Below are 18,752 nucleotides of genomic sequence, written 5' to 3' on the forward strand. Positions count from 1 at the left end.
CGGCACGACGCCGCCCCCGCCCTCCGGCCGCCGCACGGGGCGCGCGGCCGCCGGTGCTACTGGCAGGCCTCGCACTCGGGGTCGTCGATCGAGCAGGCTTGGCCGTCGATGATCTCGAACTCGTCCTCGTCGGCCGCGCCGCCGGTGGCGGGACGCGGGCTCGGGGACGGGCTGGGCGCGGGGCTCGGCGTCGGAGCCGGGGCCGGGGCCGCCGGGGCCGGGCTCGGCGCGGGCGAGGCGGCCGGGGCGGCGGGGGTCGCGGCGACCGCGTTGAGGCGGCCGTCGGTGCCCTTGAGCGTGCTCTTCTCCACGTGGGTGGCGCTCTGCGAACGCAGGTAGTAGGTGGTCTTGAGACCGGAGCGCCACGCGCGGCGGTACAGCGAGTCCAGCTTCCTGCCGCTGGGGGCCGCCATGTACAGGTTCAGCGACTGGGCCTGGTCGATCCACTTCTGGCGGCGCGAACCGGCGTCCACCAGCCACTCGGGGTCGACCTCGAACGCGGTGGCGTAGAGGGCCTTGAGGTCGGCCGGGACGCGGTCGATGGCGCCCAGGCTGCCGTCGTGCATCTTCAGCGCGGAGACCATGTCGTCGTCCCACAGGCCGCGGGCCTTGAGGTCGCGCACCAGGTAGGGGTTGACCACGGTGAAGTCGCCGGACATGTTCGACTTGACGTACAGGTTGCGGTAGACCGGCTCGATCGACTGGCTCACGCCGGTGATGTTGGCGATGGTCGCGGTCGGGGCGATGGCCATGACGTTGGAGTTGCGCATGCCCGTGGTCTTGACGCGCTCGCGCAGCGAGTCCCAGTCCAGGGTCTCGCCCCGGTCCATGTCCAGGTCGCCGTCGCGCGACTCGGCCAGCAGGCGCAGCGAGTCGATCGGCAGCACGCCGCGGCTCCACAGGGAGCCCTCGAAGCTCTCGTAGGAGCCGCGCTCGGCGGCCAGCTCCATGGAGGCCTCGATGGCGTAGTAGCTGATCAGCTCCATGCTCTCGTCGGCGAAGGAGACCGCGCCGTCGGAGGCGAACGGGGTGCGCAGCTTGAACAGCGCGTCCTGGAAGCCCATGAGGCCCAGGCCCACGGGGCGGTGGCGCATGTTCGCGCGGCGCGCCTCGGGGATCGTGTAGAAGTTCACGTCGATGACGTTGTCGAGCATGCGCACGGCGGTGCGGACGGTGCGGCGCAGACGCTCGGCGTCCAGGCCGTCCGGGCCCGTGTGCTGGGCCAGGTTGACCGAGCCCAGGTTGCAGACCGCGACCTCGTCGGCGCTGGTGTTCAGCGTGATCTCAGTGCACAGGTTGGAGGAGTGCACCACGCCGACGTGCTGCTGCGGCGAGCGCAGGTTGGACGGGTCCTTGAAGGTGATCCACGGGTGCCCGGTCTCGAACAGCATGGTCAGCATGCGCCGCCACAGGTCGACGGCCGGGATGGTCTTGGAGACCTTGATCCGGCCCGCGGCGGCCTCGGCCTCGTAGTGGGCGTAGGCCTCGGCGAACTCGGGGCCGTACTTGTCGTGCAGGTCGGGGACCTCGTCCGGCGAGAACAGGGTCCAGCTGCCGCCCTGCTCCACGCGCTGCATGAACAGGTCCGGAACCCAGTTCGCGGTGTTCATGTCGTGGGTGCGGCGGCGCTCGTCACCGGTGTTCTTGCGGAGGTCGAGGAACTCCTCGATGTCGATGTGCCAGGTCTCCAGGTAGGCGCACACCGCGCCCTTGCGCTTGCCGCCCTGGTTGACCGCGACGGCGGTGTCGTTGGCGATCTTCAGGAACGGCACGACGCCCTGGCTCTTGCCGTTGGTGCCTCGGATGTGCGAGCCCAGGCCGCGCACCGGGGTCCAGTCGTTGCCGAGGCCGCCGGAGTACTTGGACAGCATCGCGTTGTTGCTGATGCCGTGGAAGATGGCCTGGAGGTCGTCGCCCACGGTGGTGAGGAAGCAGGAGGACAGCTGCGCCCGCACGGTGCCCGAGTTGAACAGGGTGGGTGTGGAGGCCATGAAGTCGAACGAGGACAGCAGCTCGTAGAACTCGATGGCGCGGGCCTCGCGGTCGTCCTCGTTGAGGGCCAGCCCCATGGCCACCCGCATGAAGAACGCCTGCGGCAGCTCGTAGCGCACCTCGTCGCTGTGCAGGAAGTAGCGGTCGTAGAGGGTCTGGATGCCCAGGAAGGTGAACTGCTCGTCGCGCTCGGGGCGCAGCGCGGCGCCCAGGCGGGCCAGGTCGAACTTGGCCAGGGCCGGGTCGAGCTGGCCGAGGTCGATGCCGCGGCCGACGTAGGCGGCGAGGTAGGCGGCGTAGCGCTCGCCCATCTCGGACTGCCCGGCGGCGTCGGGGGCGCCGCTGATGAAGGTGAGGGCCTCGCGGCGCAGCTTGTCCAGCAGCAGGCGGGCGGCCACGTAGGAGTAGTCCGGGTCGACCTCCACGAAGCTGCGGGCGGCCATGACCAGGGCGAGTTCCACCTCGGCGTCGGAGATGCCGGGGTAGAAGCCGCGACGGGCCTCGGTGAGGACCTTCTCCGCCGAAACACCGGTGAGCCGCGCACAGGCCTCGGCTACGACGTGCTCGATCCGGTCGACGGCGGCGGGGGGGTTGCCGTCCTTGCTGGACCGAACGGATGCGGGCACGGCCTCGACGTCAAGGGTCATACAGCGGCTCCAACCTCGATAGAAGAGTCCCGGCGGGGAGGGGACGAGAAGCGAGGGTCGCGCGGCGCTCCCGGCGGACCGGCGCACTGGGTGCGCTCGGTCGTCCGGTCGGCGGGCCGCGGCGGCTCGTTCTCGAAGCCCCGTCGTCGGCACACACTCAGGTGTGCATCACCGGTGGCGGGTGCGCGGGGACCACGGCACCGGGGGTTCCGCGGGGGTTCCCGGTACCTGTGACGGCCTCTTCGTCCGCTCACCGCTGCGGGGACGGCCCGACTCGCACCGGGTCCCCTCTGCCTCACCCCGAGGGGTGAACCACCAGCGGGAGAGATACTACATCTAGGGGATGGTGCGTTGGAACACCGCAAGATGATGGCGTGTCATCGGTTTCTCAGGTTCTTCGACGATTGTCGAACACACCCTGGAGGCGTGGTATGAGGGGCTCTGGGAGGCCCGTCTGCGCGGGGGCTGAGCGCCCCGCCGGGGCGGCCCTGAGGCGGCCCGACACAGCCTAGGTCGTCCCCGGGGCCGTCCGCACCCGGCCCCGCCCGTGCCGCCGCCCCAGTCGGCCCGCAACGCCCGCGCACGGGGGCCGCACGGCTTCGCGGAACCTGGCGTACCCGGTCGTGCGGCCGCGGCCCCGGGGCGCCGCGGAAAAGCGCTCCGGGCGGGGTCGTCCCGGGCGTGTCGCGACCCCCGGGAGGGGAAACGTCGGAAACCTCACTCGCCTCGGCCGGCGCCGGCCGAGGGGGCGGACGGAAGCGGCGCGGCCCTCACCCGGCGTCGAGCCGCCGGTCCAGGTCGTCCTCGTCCAGGCCCAGGTCGACGCGGACGCGGAACCGGATCCGCAGCAGCTCCAGCAGCAGGTCGTGGACGTAGGGCGAGGAGTCCAGCCCGAGGAAGCGGTGTGCGCCGACCGTGGCCCAGCGCTCGGCGCCCTCCAGGTCGTCGTGCGCGTACAGGGCCTCGGCGACGTGGATGTAGGTCTGGAGCCCCGGGGGCTCCTCGTTCTCCAGGCGTTTGAGGTGGGCGTAGGCCGACCCGACCTCGTTCAGCTGCAGCAGCGCACCGGCGCTGAGGGCCCGCGCGTCGATCACCGTGGGGCCGCCGTCGTCGATCGCCCTCTGGTAGGCCGAGCAGGCGCGCTCGAACTCCTGGGCGATCTCCCACTGCTCCCCCGCGCGCACGAACAGCTCCGCGCGGGAGATCTCGCTTCCGGCGTCGACCCGGTTGGCCAGGTCCATGAGCTGGGCGGCGACCCGTCCGTGCTCACCGGACCGGACGGCGTGGAATTCCAAACGGTCGAGTTCTGCCGTCGTCACGTGGGTCAACCGCATCGCCCCCATCACCTACTCGCACTCCCCGTGCAAGGATCTCAGGGCCTGGCACGCTCCAGTGCCTGCCAGAACCCCTGGCGCAGTCCGTCCCGGACCTCGTCACGCAACAGGTGGTCGATCGGCAGCGAGGAACCCTGGAGCAGACGCGCCTCCAGGTCGGAGGGCATCCGGGGCCTGCGGGCGAGGACGGCCTCGACCCACAGGGCGGGCGCCTCGCGGGCGATCGACTCCGCGAAGTCGTTCCCTTCTTTGTGCGCAACATGCACCGCTTCGTCAACGGTATGCGTGGCGGGACGCGTCTGCTGGGGATATCCAGGACTGGGACGCGGTTCCCGGTGGTCGCCGGTGGAGAACCGGCTGTCGTGTTCGGGACCAGTAGGCTGCGGTCCCCCGTAGGAGGGGGCCGCCACACCGCGTTGGGCGGTGTCAGTTTCCGTACTGGTCCCATAGGTAGGGTTTGCGTCGTTCGCACCCCCGAAGCCGGGGTTGTCCCCCGGACCGAACCTGGGGTCCTGGGGCGGCGCGCTCCTCTGCGGTGGCGCGTGCCCCGGTTGGCCGTGTCCCGGCTGGCCGTGCTGGCCCGGTTGGCCGTGCTGGCCCGGTTGCAGGGGCTGCCCCTCCTGGGAGAACGAGCGCTGCGGCCCTGTCCCGCCGGCGAAGGACTGCTGTGGCCCGGTTCCGCTGGCGAAGGACTGCTGCGGCCCCGTCATGTGCTGCTGCGGTGGCGGTGCCTGTCTCGCCGGCAGCCCGTAGCCCCCCTGGTCGGCCCCGCGCAGCGACTGGTGCCCCCCGGTGACGGGGTAGCCCCCCTGGCCGCCCGGCGCCGGGTGCCCCCCGGTCATCGAGGCGCCCGGATAGGCGCCGTTTCCGCCCACGTTCGGCGGGACCTGGCCGCCGGAGGGGAAGCCGTTGGCGTCGATCGGGCCGGACTGCTGGTTGTCCGTGTTCGGACCGGCCAGGTGGTCCCCGCCGCCGCGCTGCTGGGCGAGGGACCTGCGCATGGCGCGCAGCTGGTCCATGGCGCTGCCCTGGGGGACGGGCTGGCCGCCGGTTCCGGCGAACATCGCGTCCAGGCCGACGGCCGACGAGGAGGCCGCCTCCACCCGGCTGCCGCCGGGCTGCGCCGCCGCGACGGGCTGCCTCGGGGTCTCGGGCGCCGAGCGGGCGCGGCCGTTGGAGAACGGCGTGGTGGTCTTGGCCGCGGTCTCCTGGGTGGAGCCGCCGCTGGAGAGCAGGTTGACGTGCGGGCGCAGGTGGCCCGCGCCGATCTCGATGAGGTCGTCGCACTCGCGGCGCAGGGCCCGGGAGATGGTCCAGTTGCCCTCGACGGAGACGTGCACGACGGTGACGCGCACGCCCATGTCCTGTACGTCGGCGACGACCGGCGCCATGTCCTCGTCCCCGCTGACCAGGACGGCGTCACACAGGACGCCGCTACGGGCCAGCGTGGTGAGGTCGCGCTGGACGTAGCTCTCGACGCCCTCGCGGCGGCCGGGCCTTATCCGCGCGCCGCGGAACTTGATACCGGGGATGTCGGCGATGCCGTCCTGCTCCTGGGTCCGCCGGTCGTCGGCGACCGCCTCGTACCAGTAGCAGCGCAGGAGCGGCAGGCCGGTGCGGTCCCGCGCGACCTCGTTGAGGAACTGGACGAGACCGGTGTAGTCCCAGGAGACGGAGTCCCGGTTGCGGGTTCCGTGCACTGCCATCGCGCCGTCCGCGAGGAGGTACCCCGCGTCAACGAACAACGCGCAGCGGTCCACTGGCACCGACCCCCTTCCCTGTTGTCTCTGGGCCATGTCCATGACCGGGCCACAGCCTAGCCAAGTCTGTCTGGTTTTGCGTGCCCCTTCTGAATACACAGAGTTATTGGCCTGCTACGTAGAGGCTGTTTTCCGGAGGGGGTCGGGGCTCCGCAGCGGCCGGACAGGCCCGGACGGGGTGGGTGGAACCCCGTGCCTCAACTACGCATGGGGGCCGTCAGGACCACCGCCCCCACCATCACCGCGTCCTGTTCCGTCAGGATTCGGATGTCCGTTTCCCGGCCAAGTACTGAGTCGAATCGGACCACGTCGGTGCCGAACGCGAGCGGGTCGCCCACCGCGCCGCGGGCGGATCCGGTGAACGCGTTGTCCGCCCGCCCGTGGCCGCCGACCGGCGCCGCCGCCGCGCCGTCCACGGTCACGCGGTCCCCGCCCAGGTCGGGGTCGCCCTCCCACGCCACCACGTCGATCCGGGCGGGCACGGCGGCGGGCAGCAGGCCCGACACCGCGAAGGGGCCGCCCCCGTCGCCGTGGAAGGAGACCCGGGTGTCGTCGAGGACCATCACCTGGTTTCGGGTGCCCACCCGGGGATCCTCCAGCACGACCACGAGGCTCCAGCCCGCGTAGTGGCCGCGGCCTTCCAGCACGGGGGCGTCGCCGACCCACCACTGACCACCGCCCTGGGCCCGCACCAGGTCCGTGACCTCGGCGAACGCCTGGTAGGCGGGGTAGCCGGGCAGCTCGGCGACACGGTTGCCCGTGGCCTCGACGGTGCGGTAGTCCGCCATGCCCGGGCCCCTGACCCGGACGGAGGGGGCGTCGGGCGTCCCGGTCCCGGAGAAGTAGAGCCCCGCCCAGCGCACCACGCCGCCCTCGGGGAGTTCCCAGGTCGCGGAACTGGAGGAGGTGGTGGAGGGGTCGTCGTCGGCGTCCAGCGGGACCATCGTCCAGTGGTCGTTGTCCAGGTGCGGTCCCCGGCGCAGCCTGGCGCGGGCGCAGGGGCCGTCCTGTGCCTCGGGAGCGTCGTGGAACCCGGGGGTGTCGTGGGGTCCGGCGGCGCCGTGGGCCACCGTCGCCGGGCCGCGGGCACCGTGGCCCGCTGCGCCTCCGGGAAACGGGTCGCGCACCGTTTCCATGGGCACATCGTTGTCCGGCGCACCCGCTGTCCCGTCAGGAGCCCCTTCGCCCTCGTGGTGACCAGGGACCACATCCTCCTCCGTGGTCGCCCCGGCTTCCGGCGGCTCCGGGCTCGGGGAGGCGGGGGCGTCCGGAGCGGGGGAGGGCTCCGGGCGCGGCTCGGTCCCGGGGCCCGGCGGGCGCGGGTCGGGGACGTCGGGGGCGTACGGCCAGTCCCACCACGGCCACGGCCAGCGGCCCCTCCGCTCCGGTTCGACGCAGGTCATCAGGGCGTTACCGACGCTCTCGGCGCGTACCCGGCCCGCGGTGGCGTAGCGGGCCGTGACGCCCTGCGCGCTCACGCCCCGCTCCCCCGTCGCCTCGGCGGTCACGCCCTCCGCGGACACCGACACCGCCGCCGGAACCCCGACCTGGGCGTCCGGGGCCACGCGCACGTCGATGAACTGGGTGCCGTCCTCCCCCGCCGCCATCCCCGGGTGGACGCACCGGCCGCCCCCGCTGCCCGCGGAGCAGCTCCAGTCGCCGTGTCCCGCCGCCGTGGGAAGCGCGGTGCCCGCACCGCCGGAGGAGACCATCTCCACGCCCGGCGGCAGGGTGAGCAGGGCGACGACCTCCTCGGCCGCGCCGCCGCCGATGTTGCGGACGTCCAGGACCATGATCCCCTCGCTGCCGGGGAGCAGGGAGCCGACCGGGTCGATCCCCGCGGCGAACAGGGGCCCCGGCTCCCGCGCCACCTCCTCCTCCGGTACGTCGGCGGGGGGCACCGCCGGGACCGGCTCGGCGGGCTCGGGCCGCTCGTCCGCGTCGGGGCGCGGCCGGTCGTTGGCCGGAGGAGAGGGCCGCGGCGCGTCCGGAGCGGGCCCGGGCGCCTCCGGGGCGGGCGGTGCCGGAGGCTCCCACGGGGCCGCCGCCGGGGGCGGCTGCTGTTCGGGAAGCGGTTCCGGCGCGCTGGTCAGGGCCAGGGCGACCGCGACCGCCACACCGGCCGCCGCCGCGCCTCCGGCCGCCGCCTGCTGCTGGCGGCGCGACATCCTCCCCCACCAGGCGCCCCCGGCCGGGGTGGCGGAGAGGTAGCCCGCCGCCCCCGCGCCCGCCACCAGCGGCAGGACGACGCCGCGCAGGCCGACGTTGACGTCGGTCAGCTCGGCGTAGACCGCGCGGCAGTCGGCGCAGCCGTCCATGTGCCGGTCGACCTTGGCCGTGTCGCGCCTGGACAGCCCCTCCCTGACGTGGGCGCCGAGCAGGCCGAGGGTCGGGCGGCAGGCCTCGGCGGCGTTCCCGCCCGCCAGGTGCATCTGGAGGTAGGCCTGCCGCAGGCCCTCCCGCGCCCGGTAGGCGAGGGCGGCGACGCCGTTCGGCTTCATGCCGAGCACGTCCGCGACCTCGGCCGGTTTGGCCCCCTCGATCTCGGTGTGCCAGAGCACCGACTGCCAGCGCTCGGGGAGGGAGAGGAAGGCCCGGGCGATGAGGGAGCGCTCCAGCCCCTCCAGCGCGGGGTCGACGAAGGGCTGGCCGGGGACGAGGCTCTCCATGTCGTCGGTGACGACCTGCCGCCTCTCCCCGCGCCCCCGGTCGTAGGCGGCGTTGCGGACGGCGGTGAGCAGGTAGGGGCGGAAGGAGTCCTGCGGCCCCCCGCCGCGCTGGATGACGCTGAGCACGCGGGTGAACGCCTCGGCGGCGGCGTCCTCCACCTCCGCCTCGCCGCGCAGCAGTTGCCGGGCCAGTCCGCGCGCCGCCGCGGCGTGGCGCTCGTAGAGGGTGGCGTAGGCGCCGGTGTCGCCGTCCCGCACCCACTGAATCAACTCACCGTCACCGACCAGAGTCTCTGTGTGATCGTCGGGGACGTCGTTCACCCGGCGTCCTTTCTGGGGAGTGTGCGCCGCGATCCGGGGAGGAGCCCCGGTCCGGCGCTGGAGGACACGTGCTCGAAAAATATCCCGCATTCGCGTCACAGCCGCCACCGATCTCCGTAATCAGGGGTGAGGGAGGACGGAACGCGCCGAGCGGACGCGGACCCGCCTCCGCGGCAGGACCGACGGACGGGAGCGACGCCATGGGAGATGCCGAGGTGAGGACCGGGACGCGCGACCGTACGGCCCGTGCCCGGGGACTGCGCGCGCCGTGGGGCCGGCGGAGCCGGGAGGCGGGGTGGGACCCGCCCGAGAGCTGGTGGACGCCCGCCGTGGACGCGGTGTGCGGGGCCTTCGCGTCGGGGGACGACCTGGCCGGTCCCTGCGGTCTCCTGGGCGGGGCGCGGGCGCGTTCGGGGGTGGGGATCGGGCAGAGCCTGGACGACCTGTCGGCGTTCACCTCGGTGGCGGGGTGGCGGAGCCCGCCGCCGGTCCTGGTCCGGGCGCTGGCCGAGGGGTGGGCGGACGCGGGACGCGGCTGGGACACCTGCCGGGACCCGCTGACCGGCCTGGCCACCGCGGAGTACCTGCGGACCCGGCTGGGTGAGCTGTACCGGCACACCGGCGCCGGGGCGCCGCCCGCATCGGGGCACCGGTTCGTGGTCGTGGCGCTGGATCCGGGGATCGATCCGTGGCGGCGCACCGCGCGGTTGATCGTGCTCGGCCACGAACTGCGCGGGTTCTTCACGCGCGGGGAGTCGGTGTGCCTGCTGGCCCGGGGGCGGATCGCGGTGGTGGCCCCCGAGTCCGCGGACTTGGACGGCGAACTGGACGCGCTGCGCCGGGGGACCTGCTGGGAGCACGGGGCGGCCGTGTGGACGGTGCCCCTGCCCGCCAGCCACGGGGAGGCGATGGCCCTGATCGGCGGGCTGGAGGAGAGGAGATGACCTGAGGACGCCGTCCCAGCGCCGCGAGGCCCCGGCCTGAGCGGCCCGGCGCGGGACGGCCGAGCCGACCGGACCGGTGCTTCGCCGAGGGGACGGACCCGGACGGTCGGCGCCCGCCGGACCGGGTTGTCCGGGTTCTCTGGCCCGTGGAAGGGCGGCCCGTGAACCGGCCCGGCGGATGGGGGGCGCCGTACGGCGTCTCCGGAGGCGCGTCCGCAAGGGGAGGCGGGCGCGCCTCCCCCCTGCCGTCACCCGACCACGGGTTCATCCGAGGTTGAGGCGTCCTCCGGTCACCGCGAAGACGGCCCGGCGCCAGGGGGAGGCCGGAACGCTCCGCACCGCGGCGATCCTCTGCTCGTATCCGCCCTGCACGGGGGTGCGCGCGTCCCCCACGGCGTCGATCCAGGATTCGATCCCCTGTGCCGGGGAGGGCTGTGCCGGGGAGGACTGTGCCGAGGGGGCCTGTGCCGGGGCCTGCGTTGACGGTGGGTTCGCGGCCGGGGCGTACGGGGTCGGCGGGTCCAGGCGGCCCTCGGTGCGTGGGACGCCCCGACCGGGTTCCGGCTGCCCCGCACCCGCGTAAGGCGCGGCCGGAATGTCCGGGAACCCGGTGGGCTCCGGTGACCGGCCGCCGTAGGTGAAGTACGGAGCGGCCTGCCCCGGCTCCCCGGCTCCGGGAGGGGCGGACCCCCGCCCGGCGCCCGGCGAGGGAGGTCCGGCGGCCTCCGCGGAACCGCCCTCCCGCGGTGCGGGCCCGCTGACGGCGGTGCCCGCCTCGGGGGGCGCGTCGGCGGGCCGGGCGGGGGCGACGGGGCCGGAGTCCTCCGGGAGGGGCTCCCCCGTCCCGGCGTCCGGCACGGAGGCGACGGAGGCGGCCGGGCTGTGGGAGGCGGCTCCTCCGCCGGTGTCGGAGGAGTCGGCCTCCCCGGACCCGCGAGCGCCGTCGGCCTCGGGCCCGGCTGGCCGGATGCCCATGCCCGCGACGGGGGCGGCCGGGTCCGAGGAGTCGGCCGGGTCCACGGTCGGCGGGGCCTGGACGCGCACGGTGTCCGTGTCGGGGCGCACGGGTTCGGGGCCCTCGGCAGAGGGATCGGTTCCCTCCGGGTGGCCGGGCTCCGCGGCCTCCGGCTCGGGTGCGGACGGGGAGGCGCCCCGGTGGAGCGCAGAGCCGTGTTCCTGCGCGGCCTCGGGGGCGACCGGGTCCGGTGAGGTCTCCGAGGCCGTTGAGAACTCCGATGAGCCCGTGTTCTCCCCGGCCCACGGGGTCTCCGGGCCCTCCTCCCGCGTCTTGCGGGCGCGCCGGTCGGCGCCCATGACCAGGAAGACGTCCGTCTCCTCCGCGTCCGGGTCCGGTGAGTCCTCCCCGTCTCCTGGGTTGACGGTCACGGGGTCCGCCGGGCGCGGCGGACCGACCCGCCGGGGCTCGCGGGTCGCGCCGGGAGGTACCGGCGGGCGCGACGCCTCGGAGGAGGAAGAGGTGGTACCGAACCAGGCGCGGGCGGGCGGCAGCTCCTCCCGGGGCCGGGTGCCGGAGGGCGTGCCCCCGTGCGGCGGCGCTTCCTGTCCGCCCGGCGGTCTCCGGCCGCCCGTCCGCTCCTGTTCGCGCGGCGGCTCCGGCCGCGAGGGGGCCGACGGGATCGCGGGAGGTGCCGGAGGCGCGGCCGACGCGCTCCGGTCCGCGGGCACGGCCGGATCCGGCCGCGGCTGCCATGGCGCCTGCTGCCCCGGATGCCGCGGGGGCTGTGGCCGCTGCGACGGCTGCGGCCACGGTGTCCGCTGTTCCGGCGGGCTCTGCGTTGGGCCGGGCCCGTACTGCTGGGGCCCGTGAGGCTGCTGAGGTTGCTCGGGAGGCGCCGGAGGCTGCTGGGTCGGCGGTGCGGGCATGGGCGTCCCCGACAGGAAGGCCTCGGCTATCGAGTCCTGCGCGAAGGTGCGCGGCGTCGCCGTTCCGCCGGGCGGGGTGGGGGGCCGTTGCGGCCCCGAGTGGCCCGCCCAGGGCGCCCGGTTGGGGCCGGTGGGCTCGTGCGGCCTCGGCGGCTCGACGGCGTAGGGCGTCGGAGGAAGCGCTCCCGGTCCCGGATAGCCCGACACACCGCCGGGCGGTGTGCCCTGGCCGTGTCCGGGCGCGTCGGGGAACCAGCCGCCGGACGGGGCCGGCTGGGGGCCGCTGGGCCCGCCCCGCTGGCCGTACGCGTACTGGGGGCCGCTCGGAAGGCCCTGGTCGGCGGCGGGCCGCTGCGGACCGCTCGGCGCGCCCTGCGGACCGTGGGGAGGCTGACCGCCCGCGGAGGGCTGCGGACCGCTGGGCACCGCACCCCCACCCGGCAAACCCCGACCGGCGGCGGACCACTGCGGCCCGCTCGGCGCCGCGCCGCTCCCCTGCTGGCCGTACGGGTGCGCCGTGCCCTGCCCCGGGTACGGCGTGTGCGGAAGGGGCCGCTGGCCGCCGGACGGCGCACCCCTGTCCGGTTCCGGCCACCGCGCGGCCTCCTGGTCGGCGGCGGACCGCTGCGGCCCACTCGGCGCGCCCTGCGGACCGTGGGGAGACTGCCCGCCCGGAGAGGACTGCGGACCGCTCGGCACCGCACCCCCACCCGGGAAACCCCGACCGGCGGCGGACCACTGCGGCCCGCTCGGCGCCGCGCCGCTCCCCCACTGCTGGGCGTCGTGACCGCCGGACGGCGCGGGCTGGCCGTGCACCGGCCCGGCGTACCGTCCCGGTCCGCCCCACTGCGCCTGCTGTCGATCCCCCTGAGCGGGGTCCCCGTGCGCGGGAGCCCCCGGCCGCCAGCCGGTCGGGTTCCCGGCGTCCGGCGGCGCGACCGGGTTCCCCCGGCCGTCGCTCTCGTCCCGGGCCTCCTGCTCCCCGGGAGGAACTCCCTGTTCCGGCTCGGGTCGCTGCTCCACGGCTACTCCCCTCCTTCGACGCGGGCACGGACCGGACCGGCGCCGTCCACCGAACGGTCCAGCGCCTCGGCGGCCACCAACTGAACGGTCCGGTGGGTGGCCTCACGGATGAATCCGGGGCGCACGACCGTGCCCTGGGCCAGGTGCCGGTCGTGCGGCAGGACGATGACGCCCGCGCCGCTCTCCGCGATGATCCCGGTCGTGCGGGCCACGTCGAACCCCCGGTCCTCGCGCCGCCGCTCGTCGAAGACGACCACCACGGTCCGCCGTACCTCGTCCTGTCTACCGTCCGCGACCAGCAGGTCCAGCTCGCGCCCGACCCGGATCGAGGCCTCCCGGGTCGCGCGGACCACACGCACCCGTGCGTGGGCGGCCCCGCCGACGGCCTCCACGAACGCACCGCCCGACTCACCGGCCACGAGGGTCACTCCGAAGAACCGGGAGATCGGCAGCAGCCCGGACATGTAGGCCCCGGCCCCGTCCGGGGCGGCCCGCACCGTCCACAGGCGCTCGTTGGCCTCGCTGAGACTGGCGCGCACCGACTCGAAACCGGTGGGGTCGACCCCGCCCAGGTCGCCGGGCTCGTCCAGGCCCAGCCGCTCGGCCAGCGACGGTGCCCGGCCGGTGGCGTCCACGGCCAGCACCCGGTCGTGGCGGAAGTGCGCCAGCGAGCGGGCGACCAGCGCGGTCACCACCGACGCGTCGGCGCCCGAACCCAGGTCGTCCACGACGATCCGGCGCCCGGTCGAGGTGGGGCGCTGCAACCGCCTCCCCAGCTCGATGGTGTCGGCCACCTCGTCCGCCGCCCGGAACGGGCGCAGCGCCGCCCGACCGACGCGGCGCACCCAGCGGTCGCCGCGCACCGGCCGCGTCCCGGAGGCGGCCGGAGCGGCTCCGGCCGGGGAGGCCCCGCCCGGGGCCCGCGTCTGTGAGGCGTTCATCGTCCCCCGCTCAAAAGGTCGTGAGGAGGCGCTGGAAGGTGCCGAACGCGCCGATCGCCAGGGGCACCAGCACGACGACGGCCACCGCCTCGAACCGGCTGGTGACTCCGCGCAGCCGGGCCCGCACGTGCTCGGGCTGCTCGATCGACAGCACCACCGCGGGAACGGCGGCCACCGCGACCGCGATCCCCAGCGCGGGCCACACCCCCCAGGGCACGGCCTCGGCCCAGGCGAGGAGGAAGGCCACCAGCACCACGAGGCTCGCGGCGATGAGCACCGACTTCTGCGCGACCAGCGGGAACAGCCGGGCCCGGCTGGCCACCACCAGGGCGAGCACCACCGACAGCCCCGCCGTCCACCAGTCGAAGTGGGTGGCCAGGCCGATCCCCGCCGTGGCCGCGGACACCGCCACCGCGATCGTGGCGATCACCAGGCTCCGGTGGGCCCCCGCCACCGAGGTGAGCACGTCGCTGCGGGTCACCGCGTCCCCGGAGCTGCGCCGGTCGTCCAGGACCGCCAGTCCGGAGAACATCAGCGCCAGGCGGAGCAGCAGGCTCAGCAGCACCACGCAGGCCACCGCCATGACGACGGCGATCTGGTAGGCGGGCAGGCCCAGCGCCGCGCCCGCCGACCACACGGCCGCCAGGGCGAGTCCGACACCGCCGCCGGTCAGGCCGCCCCTGCCCAGGCCCGACGTGAGCCCGAGCAGCAGGACCAGGCCCGCGACCAGGGCGGCACCGCCGCCCCAGCGGGCCCACTCGGGCCAGCCGAGCTGGTCGCAGGCCAGCCACAGGGCGAGACCGCCGACCGCGGTGCCGCTGATCGCCAGCGCCGTACCCAGGGGCTCCCGCCAGGTCGGGCCGATCGAAGCGCCCGCCGCCACCAGCACGGCGGCGACCGCGGCCAGTCCGACGAGGCCGCCGTTGCCGGAGAAGTACCCCTGCACGATCCAGGCCGCGCCCACGGAGAGGGCGACCAGTGAGACGGTGGCGGTCCAGCGGGCCGCCACCGGGTTCCAGCGTCCCTGGTGGTCGTCCAGGGCCATCGAGACCGCCTCGGGGACCTCGTGCACCACAGGGGCGGGCACCGGTTCCTCCGCCCGGACCAGCCGCAGCACCGCGCCGTCGGTGATCTGCCGTTCCGCGAGCGTGGTGTCGCCCTCCAGGACGATCCCGGAGGCGGTCACCAGGTGCCGCAGTCTGGCGGGGTTCTCCACCTGGTCGCCGAGGAGGTCGAGCACCTCGGGCATGAGCGCGCCCACGGGCTCGCCCGCGGGCAGGACGGCGTCGACCCTGCGCTCCTCGCCGACGAGGGTCACGCGGCTCCAAGCGGTCATTGCCTTCCCATCCTCGCTCCTGCGTCACCGGTGGCCCTGGCCACCGCTCTCGGGTCCGGGGTACGGGTCCCGGGGTTAGGTCGTGTCCTCCAGCCGGACGGCGGGGGGCTTGCGGCGCCGTGCCTAGCCGGGCACGTCGCTGACGGCGATGCGTTCCAGGTAGCCGTTGCCGATGAGCCAGCGGATCGTCGGAACGGCGGGTACCTCGGTGAACCCGGCCGTGTCGAGGGTGAAGCGGACGCCGCCGCCGGGGTGCTCCACGCTCGCGGGGGCGCTGGTCGCGCTCACCTGGAAGGGGTGGATGACCCGGTAGCGGTGGTAGAGGTCCTCGCCGTCGGGGCCGGTGCGGGCGTGGTCGGGCAGACCGCGCTCCCCGAAGGGGGTGCCGTCGGGGAACAGGTAGCGGCCGCTCTCCTGGCCGAACGCGTCCACGACGTCGCCGACCGCGAGCCCGTGCAGGTAGGAGCCGCCGCTGCGCTCCCGCAGACTCTCGCGCACCGTGGTGACCAGCTCCGCCGTGGCCTCGTCGGTCTGCCGCTCCTCGGCCTGGGTGAGGACGGTCGGCTCGGGCTCGGTGGTGGCCAGTTCCTGGTAGAGCCAGCGGGCCGCCTCGTCCTCGGTGGTGAACTCGGGTCCGGTGCGGCCCTGGTCGAAGTCCATGACGGCGGCGGACAGGTAGCCCTCCGCGTCCTGGCTGAGCAGGTAGTAGCTGTCGAGGGTCCCGGGCTCGGGGCGGGGGTCTCCCGGGAGCACGTACAGGCTCTCGGGGACCCCGGCGGCGTCCAGCTCCTCACGCAGGTCGTCGAGCGTGACCTGCGCGCCGACCCAGTCGCCCGGAATGGGCGGGACGGCGTTGTTGGCCGGTCCCGACGCCTGCTGCTCCTGCTCCACCCGCTGGGTGCTGAGCTGGTTGCTGACGAAGGACCAGCCGACGGTGCCGCCGCAGATGACCGCGGCGAGGCAGGCGCTGATCGCCACCTTGCCGAAGTTCTCGTCCAGGCGGCGCCTGGTGCGCTGGCCGCCGAAGAGCACCGCCTCGCGCAGGCGCTGTCGGCGCACGGCGACGGACTCCAGCAGCTGACTGTCGTAGTCGCGTGCCAACCGTGCTCCTCACTGCCTCTCGTGCGTGTTCCGTGCCCCGGGCGCGGTCAGATGTTCATGACCGCGCTGTTGGCGCGGCTGAGGGTCTCCTGGGCGGTGGAGTCGTTGGTGGACAGCGTCTCGCGCACGAGCCGGATGATCTCGCGGACCTCGTTACCGGCGTTGTGCCACTTGAGCTCCTTGGCGCTGTACTCCTCGGACACGCCGGTGGCCTCGAACTCGGCCATGGCCTGGCTGACGTCGGTGTCGTGCTCGCCGATCAGGGTCTCGAGGCGGTTGGTGATCGACTGGATGTTGCCCTGGACCTCCTGGGAGGCACCGAGGTCGTAGGCGTTGTTGCTCATGGACGCTCCTTACGGGGGGTCAGGGGATCAGCGGAACTTGGCGGCGTCGAAGTTGGCCGAGCCCATGCTCTGGTTCGCGTCGTCGGCCATGGTCTGGTCACCGGTGACGAACGCGGCGTTCATGCCGCCCTGGCCCTCCTGGATGGAGCCGAGGCCCGCGCGCAGGTCCGCGGTGATGCCGTCGGCCCTGAGCTTGAAGGAGTCGAACGCGGCCTTGCCCGCGCCGTCGAACTTGCCGGACAGGGGCTCGGCGGCCTGGACGAGTTGCTGGATGAGGCTGCTCAGCTCGTCACCGGTGGTGCCGGTGCTCTGGGACAGGGTGGTCAGGGTGCTGTCGCCGATCTGCCAACGTGACAACTTTTCACCTGCTTTCCTCGGGGGTCCTCGCGAGGCTGTTCGCCTCCCGTGGGGGAGGACGCACGCGGAGTGCCCGTGGTTCGGAAGAAGATCCGCGACCGGGCAACGGACTGGATCCCCTCATAGGGGAGGATCTGCATCATACAAGTGGCCTCTGACGTAGGCCCAGGGACGATCCCCGCCTGTGGACGGCGGCCGGTGAACGGCGCGGACACCTACGGCGCACCGGCCGGGCCCGCTTGCGCAACGGGTCCTCCGGGACGGACGCCCCGGACGCGGCCGCTCCCCTCCCCGCCCCCGGCGCGTGGCCGTATCCGGCCAATCCGAACGCGGTCCCGGCACCGGCCGAGGCCCCTCCACCGGTACCCGGCCGCGGCTCCGAACGGGGTCTCGGGGCCTGGTGACCGCCCCGCGGCGTGCGCGCGGCCCCGTGCCACGGTGCTCCGCTGCGCGGGGCGCCCCGCAACCGCCCGGGAAACGGGGACCCGGGAGAGAACCCCGCGGGCGCGCCCGGGATCCCACCCTCCCGGTACCGTCCTCCCCCGGAGTGTTGAGGAGATCCCTTGAGCCACGACGCGGTCGCCCTCCTGGCCGGTCCTCCCGACCGGCGCGCCCTGACCAAGGCCCTGGTCGCCGCCGGACCGGACCTTCGGGTCCGGTTCGCGGCCGACGGCGCCGTGGTCGAACTGCTCGACTCCGGGGGCCGCCTGGTCGCGGCCGTGCAGGCGGCCCAGCGCCTTGCCCTGTCCGCCGAGGCCGAACGGCTCCTGGCCGACGGCATGGTCGACGACCTGCCCGCCCAGCCCTACTGGGTGGAGGCGCGCGGCGCCGAACTCGCGGACACCGACACCGCCGGGGCCGTCGGCCGGTTCGTCCGCCACCTCGCGGACAGGCTCGGCGGAGTCGTGTGGGAGCCCGAGCCGCGGCTCTCCCGCGTCGACGCCTTCCTGGACGGCTCCACCGACCACCCCGCCGTCACCGCCCGCACCGACAAGGCCGCGGTGGTGGTGCAGGACCGCCCCCTGGTCCCCATGTCCCCCTGGATCGTGGACACCGTCGCCGCCCACGGGCGCGAGGGCCGGCGGCTACAGGTCGTCACCCCCTCCACCAGCCGCCTCACCCACGCCCTGCACTCGGTGCTGGCCGGCCCCACCGCCCGCTGGGTGGTCCAGGCCCCCGACGGCGCCTACTACGACGGGTTCTCCGGGGTGCCCCTGGTCTGGGACGAACGGGAGGCCTTCGTCCTGGACCGGAGCGCCCGGGCCGAGGACGGGCCGCACGAGGCGTTCCGCGCCCGGGCGGCGGAGGCGGAGGGGGCCGGCTCCCACCTGCTCGTCGAACTGAAGGCGGAGCACCCCGCGGACAACGGCCTGGTCCTGGGCGAGGCCGCCGAACTGCTCGCCGAGCGCCTGGGCGGCCGCGCCCCCGCGCTCTGGGGCACCAGCGAACCCCTCCCCCAGGAGTGGAACCGGGCGGCGCTGACCCGGCTGTGCCGCGAACGCGCGCCCGGACAGACCTGGTTCGTGTTCACCGGCCCTCCCGAGGGCGTGCGCGAGGAGGGCGTGCTCCCCTTCAGCGGCACCCAGCGGGTGGCGCGCACCGCGCACGGGGTGCGGGAGAGCGTCTCGTTCGCGGTGGCCCGGCCCGCGGGCGAGGAGCACGACCTGGACGCCCTGTCGTCGGTGGTCCGTACACTCACCGAACGCGACGTGCTGCGGACCATGACGGTGCGGCGCGCCGCCGGGCGGCCGGACCTGACCCACCAGCCGCGCTGGTACGGTCTCCCCCTGCCGGTCGGCCTGGCCGTCGGGGTGGAGGGCGTCTCCTCGATCGGCACCGACCGGGCGCTGTCCGCTCCCGTGCGAGGGGTGCCGTTCGGCCCGCCGCTCACGCCCTCGGTCTGGTACCGGGTCGGGGACGGCACCGAGCCGGACGGCTGGCAGCGCTTCCGCGAGCTCATGGACCACCTGCACCCCGACGGCGTCCGCGCGGGCTGACCCGCGGACCCGGCCGTGCGCGCGACCGAACACCAGCAGGGGTCGTCCACAGGCGAGAAGCCCCTCCGACACCGTCTTCGATAGGATTTTTCCGCCCCCGCG

Annotated in this window: 12 protein-coding genes; 2 read left to right on the plus strand and 10 right to left on the minus strand. The window is 74.8% G+C overall.

From position 1 onward, the window contains the following. Positions 1-56: 56 nt before the first annotated feature. The 4 genes from AC0VX6_RS27405 to AC0VX6_RS27420 all read right to left on the minus strand — a co-directional run bounded on the left by AC0VX6_RS27405 (position 57) and on the right by AC0VX6_RS27420 (position 8,723). Positions 57-2,639, minus strand: coding sequence for a ribonucleoside-diphosphate reductase subunit alpha (locus AC0VX6_RS27405; protein WP_475466794.1), 2,583 nt, complete (start codon positions 2,637-2,639; stop codon positions 57-59). A gap of 770 nt (positions 2,640-3,409) precedes the next feature. After that, entirely contained in the window at positions 3,410-3,982 is a 573-nt protein-coding gene (locus AC0VX6_RS27410; protein ID WP_274978277.1) for a tetratricopeptide repeat protein, read from the minus strand. Positions 3,983-4,011: 29 nt separating this feature from the next. After that, complete coding sequence (locus AC0VX6_RS27415) at positions 4,012-5,733, minus strand: NYN domain-containing protein (protein ID WP_274978278.1); 1,722 nt, start codon at positions 5,731-5,733, stop codon at positions 4,012-4,014. Between the two features lie 197 nt (positions 5,734-5,930). After that, positions 5,931-8,723 carry a sigma-70 family RNA polymerase sigma factor gene (locus tag AC0VX6_RS27420; RefSeq protein ID WP_274975357.1) on the minus strand — a complete coding sequence of 931 codons (2,793 nt, stop codon included), beginning with the start codon at positions 8,721-8,723 and terminating at the stop codon, positions 5,931-5,933. Positions 8,724-8,923: 200 nt separating this feature from the next. Here AC0VX6_RS27420 and AC0VX6_RS27425 point away from each other — a divergent pair, with 200 nt between their 5' ends. Further along, entirely contained in the window at positions 8,924-9,667 is a 744-nt protein-coding gene (locus AC0VX6_RS27425; protein ID WP_274975358.1) for a hypothetical protein, read from the plus strand. A 264-nt stretch (positions 9,668-9,931) separates the two neighbouring features. Here the strand turns inward: AC0VX6_RS27425 and AC0VX6_RS27430 are convergent, their stop codons facing one another. The 6 genes from AC0VX6_RS27430 to AC0VX6_RS27455 form a co-directional block, all read right to left on the minus strand. Next, a complete protein-coding gene (locus tag AC0VX6_RS27430; RefSeq protein WP_475466797.1) occupies positions 9,932-11,053 on the minus strand; it encodes a hypothetical protein in 1,122 nt (373 codons plus the stop codon). Positions 11,054-12,576: 1,523 nt separating this feature from the next. Beyond that, positions 12,577-13,515 carry an ATPase gene (locus tag AC0VX6_RS27435; protein ID WP_274975360.1) on the minus strand — a complete coding sequence of 313 codons (939 nt, stop codon included), beginning with the start codon at positions 13,513-13,515 and terminating at the stop codon, positions 12,577-12,579. A gap of 10 nt (positions 13,516-13,525) precedes the next feature. After that, positions 13,526-14,851: a type VII secretion integral membrane protein EccD gene (gene eccD / locus AC0VX6_RS27440; RefSeq protein WP_274975361.1), complete on the minus strand. Its 1,326-nt coding sequence runs from the start codon at positions 14,849-14,851 to the stop codon at positions 13,526-13,528. A 123-nt stretch (positions 14,852-14,974) separates the two neighbouring features. Beyond that, positions 14,975-15,952: a TNT domain-containing protein gene (locus AC0VX6_RS27445; RefSeq protein ID WP_274975362.1), complete on the minus strand. Its 978-nt coding sequence runs from the start codon at positions 15,950-15,952 to the stop codon at positions 14,975-14,977. Between the two features lie 47 nt (positions 15,953-15,999). Further along, the gene (locus AC0VX6_RS27450) at positions 16,000-16,296 is read right to left on the minus strand and encodes a pore-forming ESAT-6 family protein (protein WP_013155612.1); all 297 of its coding nucleotides are present in this window, start codon (positions 16,294-16,296) and stop codon (positions 16,000-16,002) included. A 27-nt stretch (positions 16,297-16,323) separates the two neighbouring features. Continuing rightward, positions 16,324-16,653, minus strand: a complete 330-nt coding sequence (locus tag AC0VX6_RS27455; protein ID WP_212642265.1) for a hypothetical protein — start codon at positions 16,651-16,653, stop codon at positions 16,324-16,326. A gap of 563 nt (positions 16,654-17,216) precedes the next feature. On the opposite strand from AC0VX6_RS27455, the gene AC0VX6_RS27460 reads away from it, so the two are divergent. Next, positions 17,217-18,650, plus strand: a complete 1,434-nt coding sequence (locus AC0VX6_RS27460) for a DUF6177 family protein (protein WP_475466800.1) — start codon at positions 17,217-17,219, stop codon at positions 18,648-18,650. The last annotated feature ends 102 nt before the right edge of the window (positions 18,651-18,752 follow it).

The organism is Nocardiopsis sp. iso_25, from assembly GCF_056173305.1.

Coding starts and splice junctions, on each gene's coding strand:
- AC0VX6_RS27410 (WP_274978277.1), bottom strand. CDS start 3,982: ATGGGGGCGATGCGGTTGACCCACGTGACGACGGCAGAACTCGACCGT.
- AC0VX6_RS27450 (WP_013155612.1), bottom strand. CDS start 16,296: ATGAGCAACAACGCCTACGACCTCGGTGCCTCCCAGGAGGTCCAGGGC.
- eccD (WP_274975361.1), bottom strand. CDS start 14,851: ATGACCGCTTGGAGCCGCGTGACCCTCGTCGGCGAGGAGCGCAGGGTC.
- AC0VX6_RS27405 (WP_475466794.1), bottom strand. CDS start 2,639: ATGACCCTTGACGTCGAGGCCGTGCCCGCATCCGTTCGGTCCAGCAAG.
- AC0VX6_RS27435 (WP_274975360.1), bottom strand. CDS start 13,515: ATGAACGCCTCACAGACGCGGGCCCCGGGCGGGGCCTCCCCGGCCGGA.
- AC0VX6_RS27425 (WP_274975358.1), top strand. CDS start 8,924: ATGGGAGATGCCGAGGTGAGGACCGGGACGCGCGACCGTACGGCCCGT.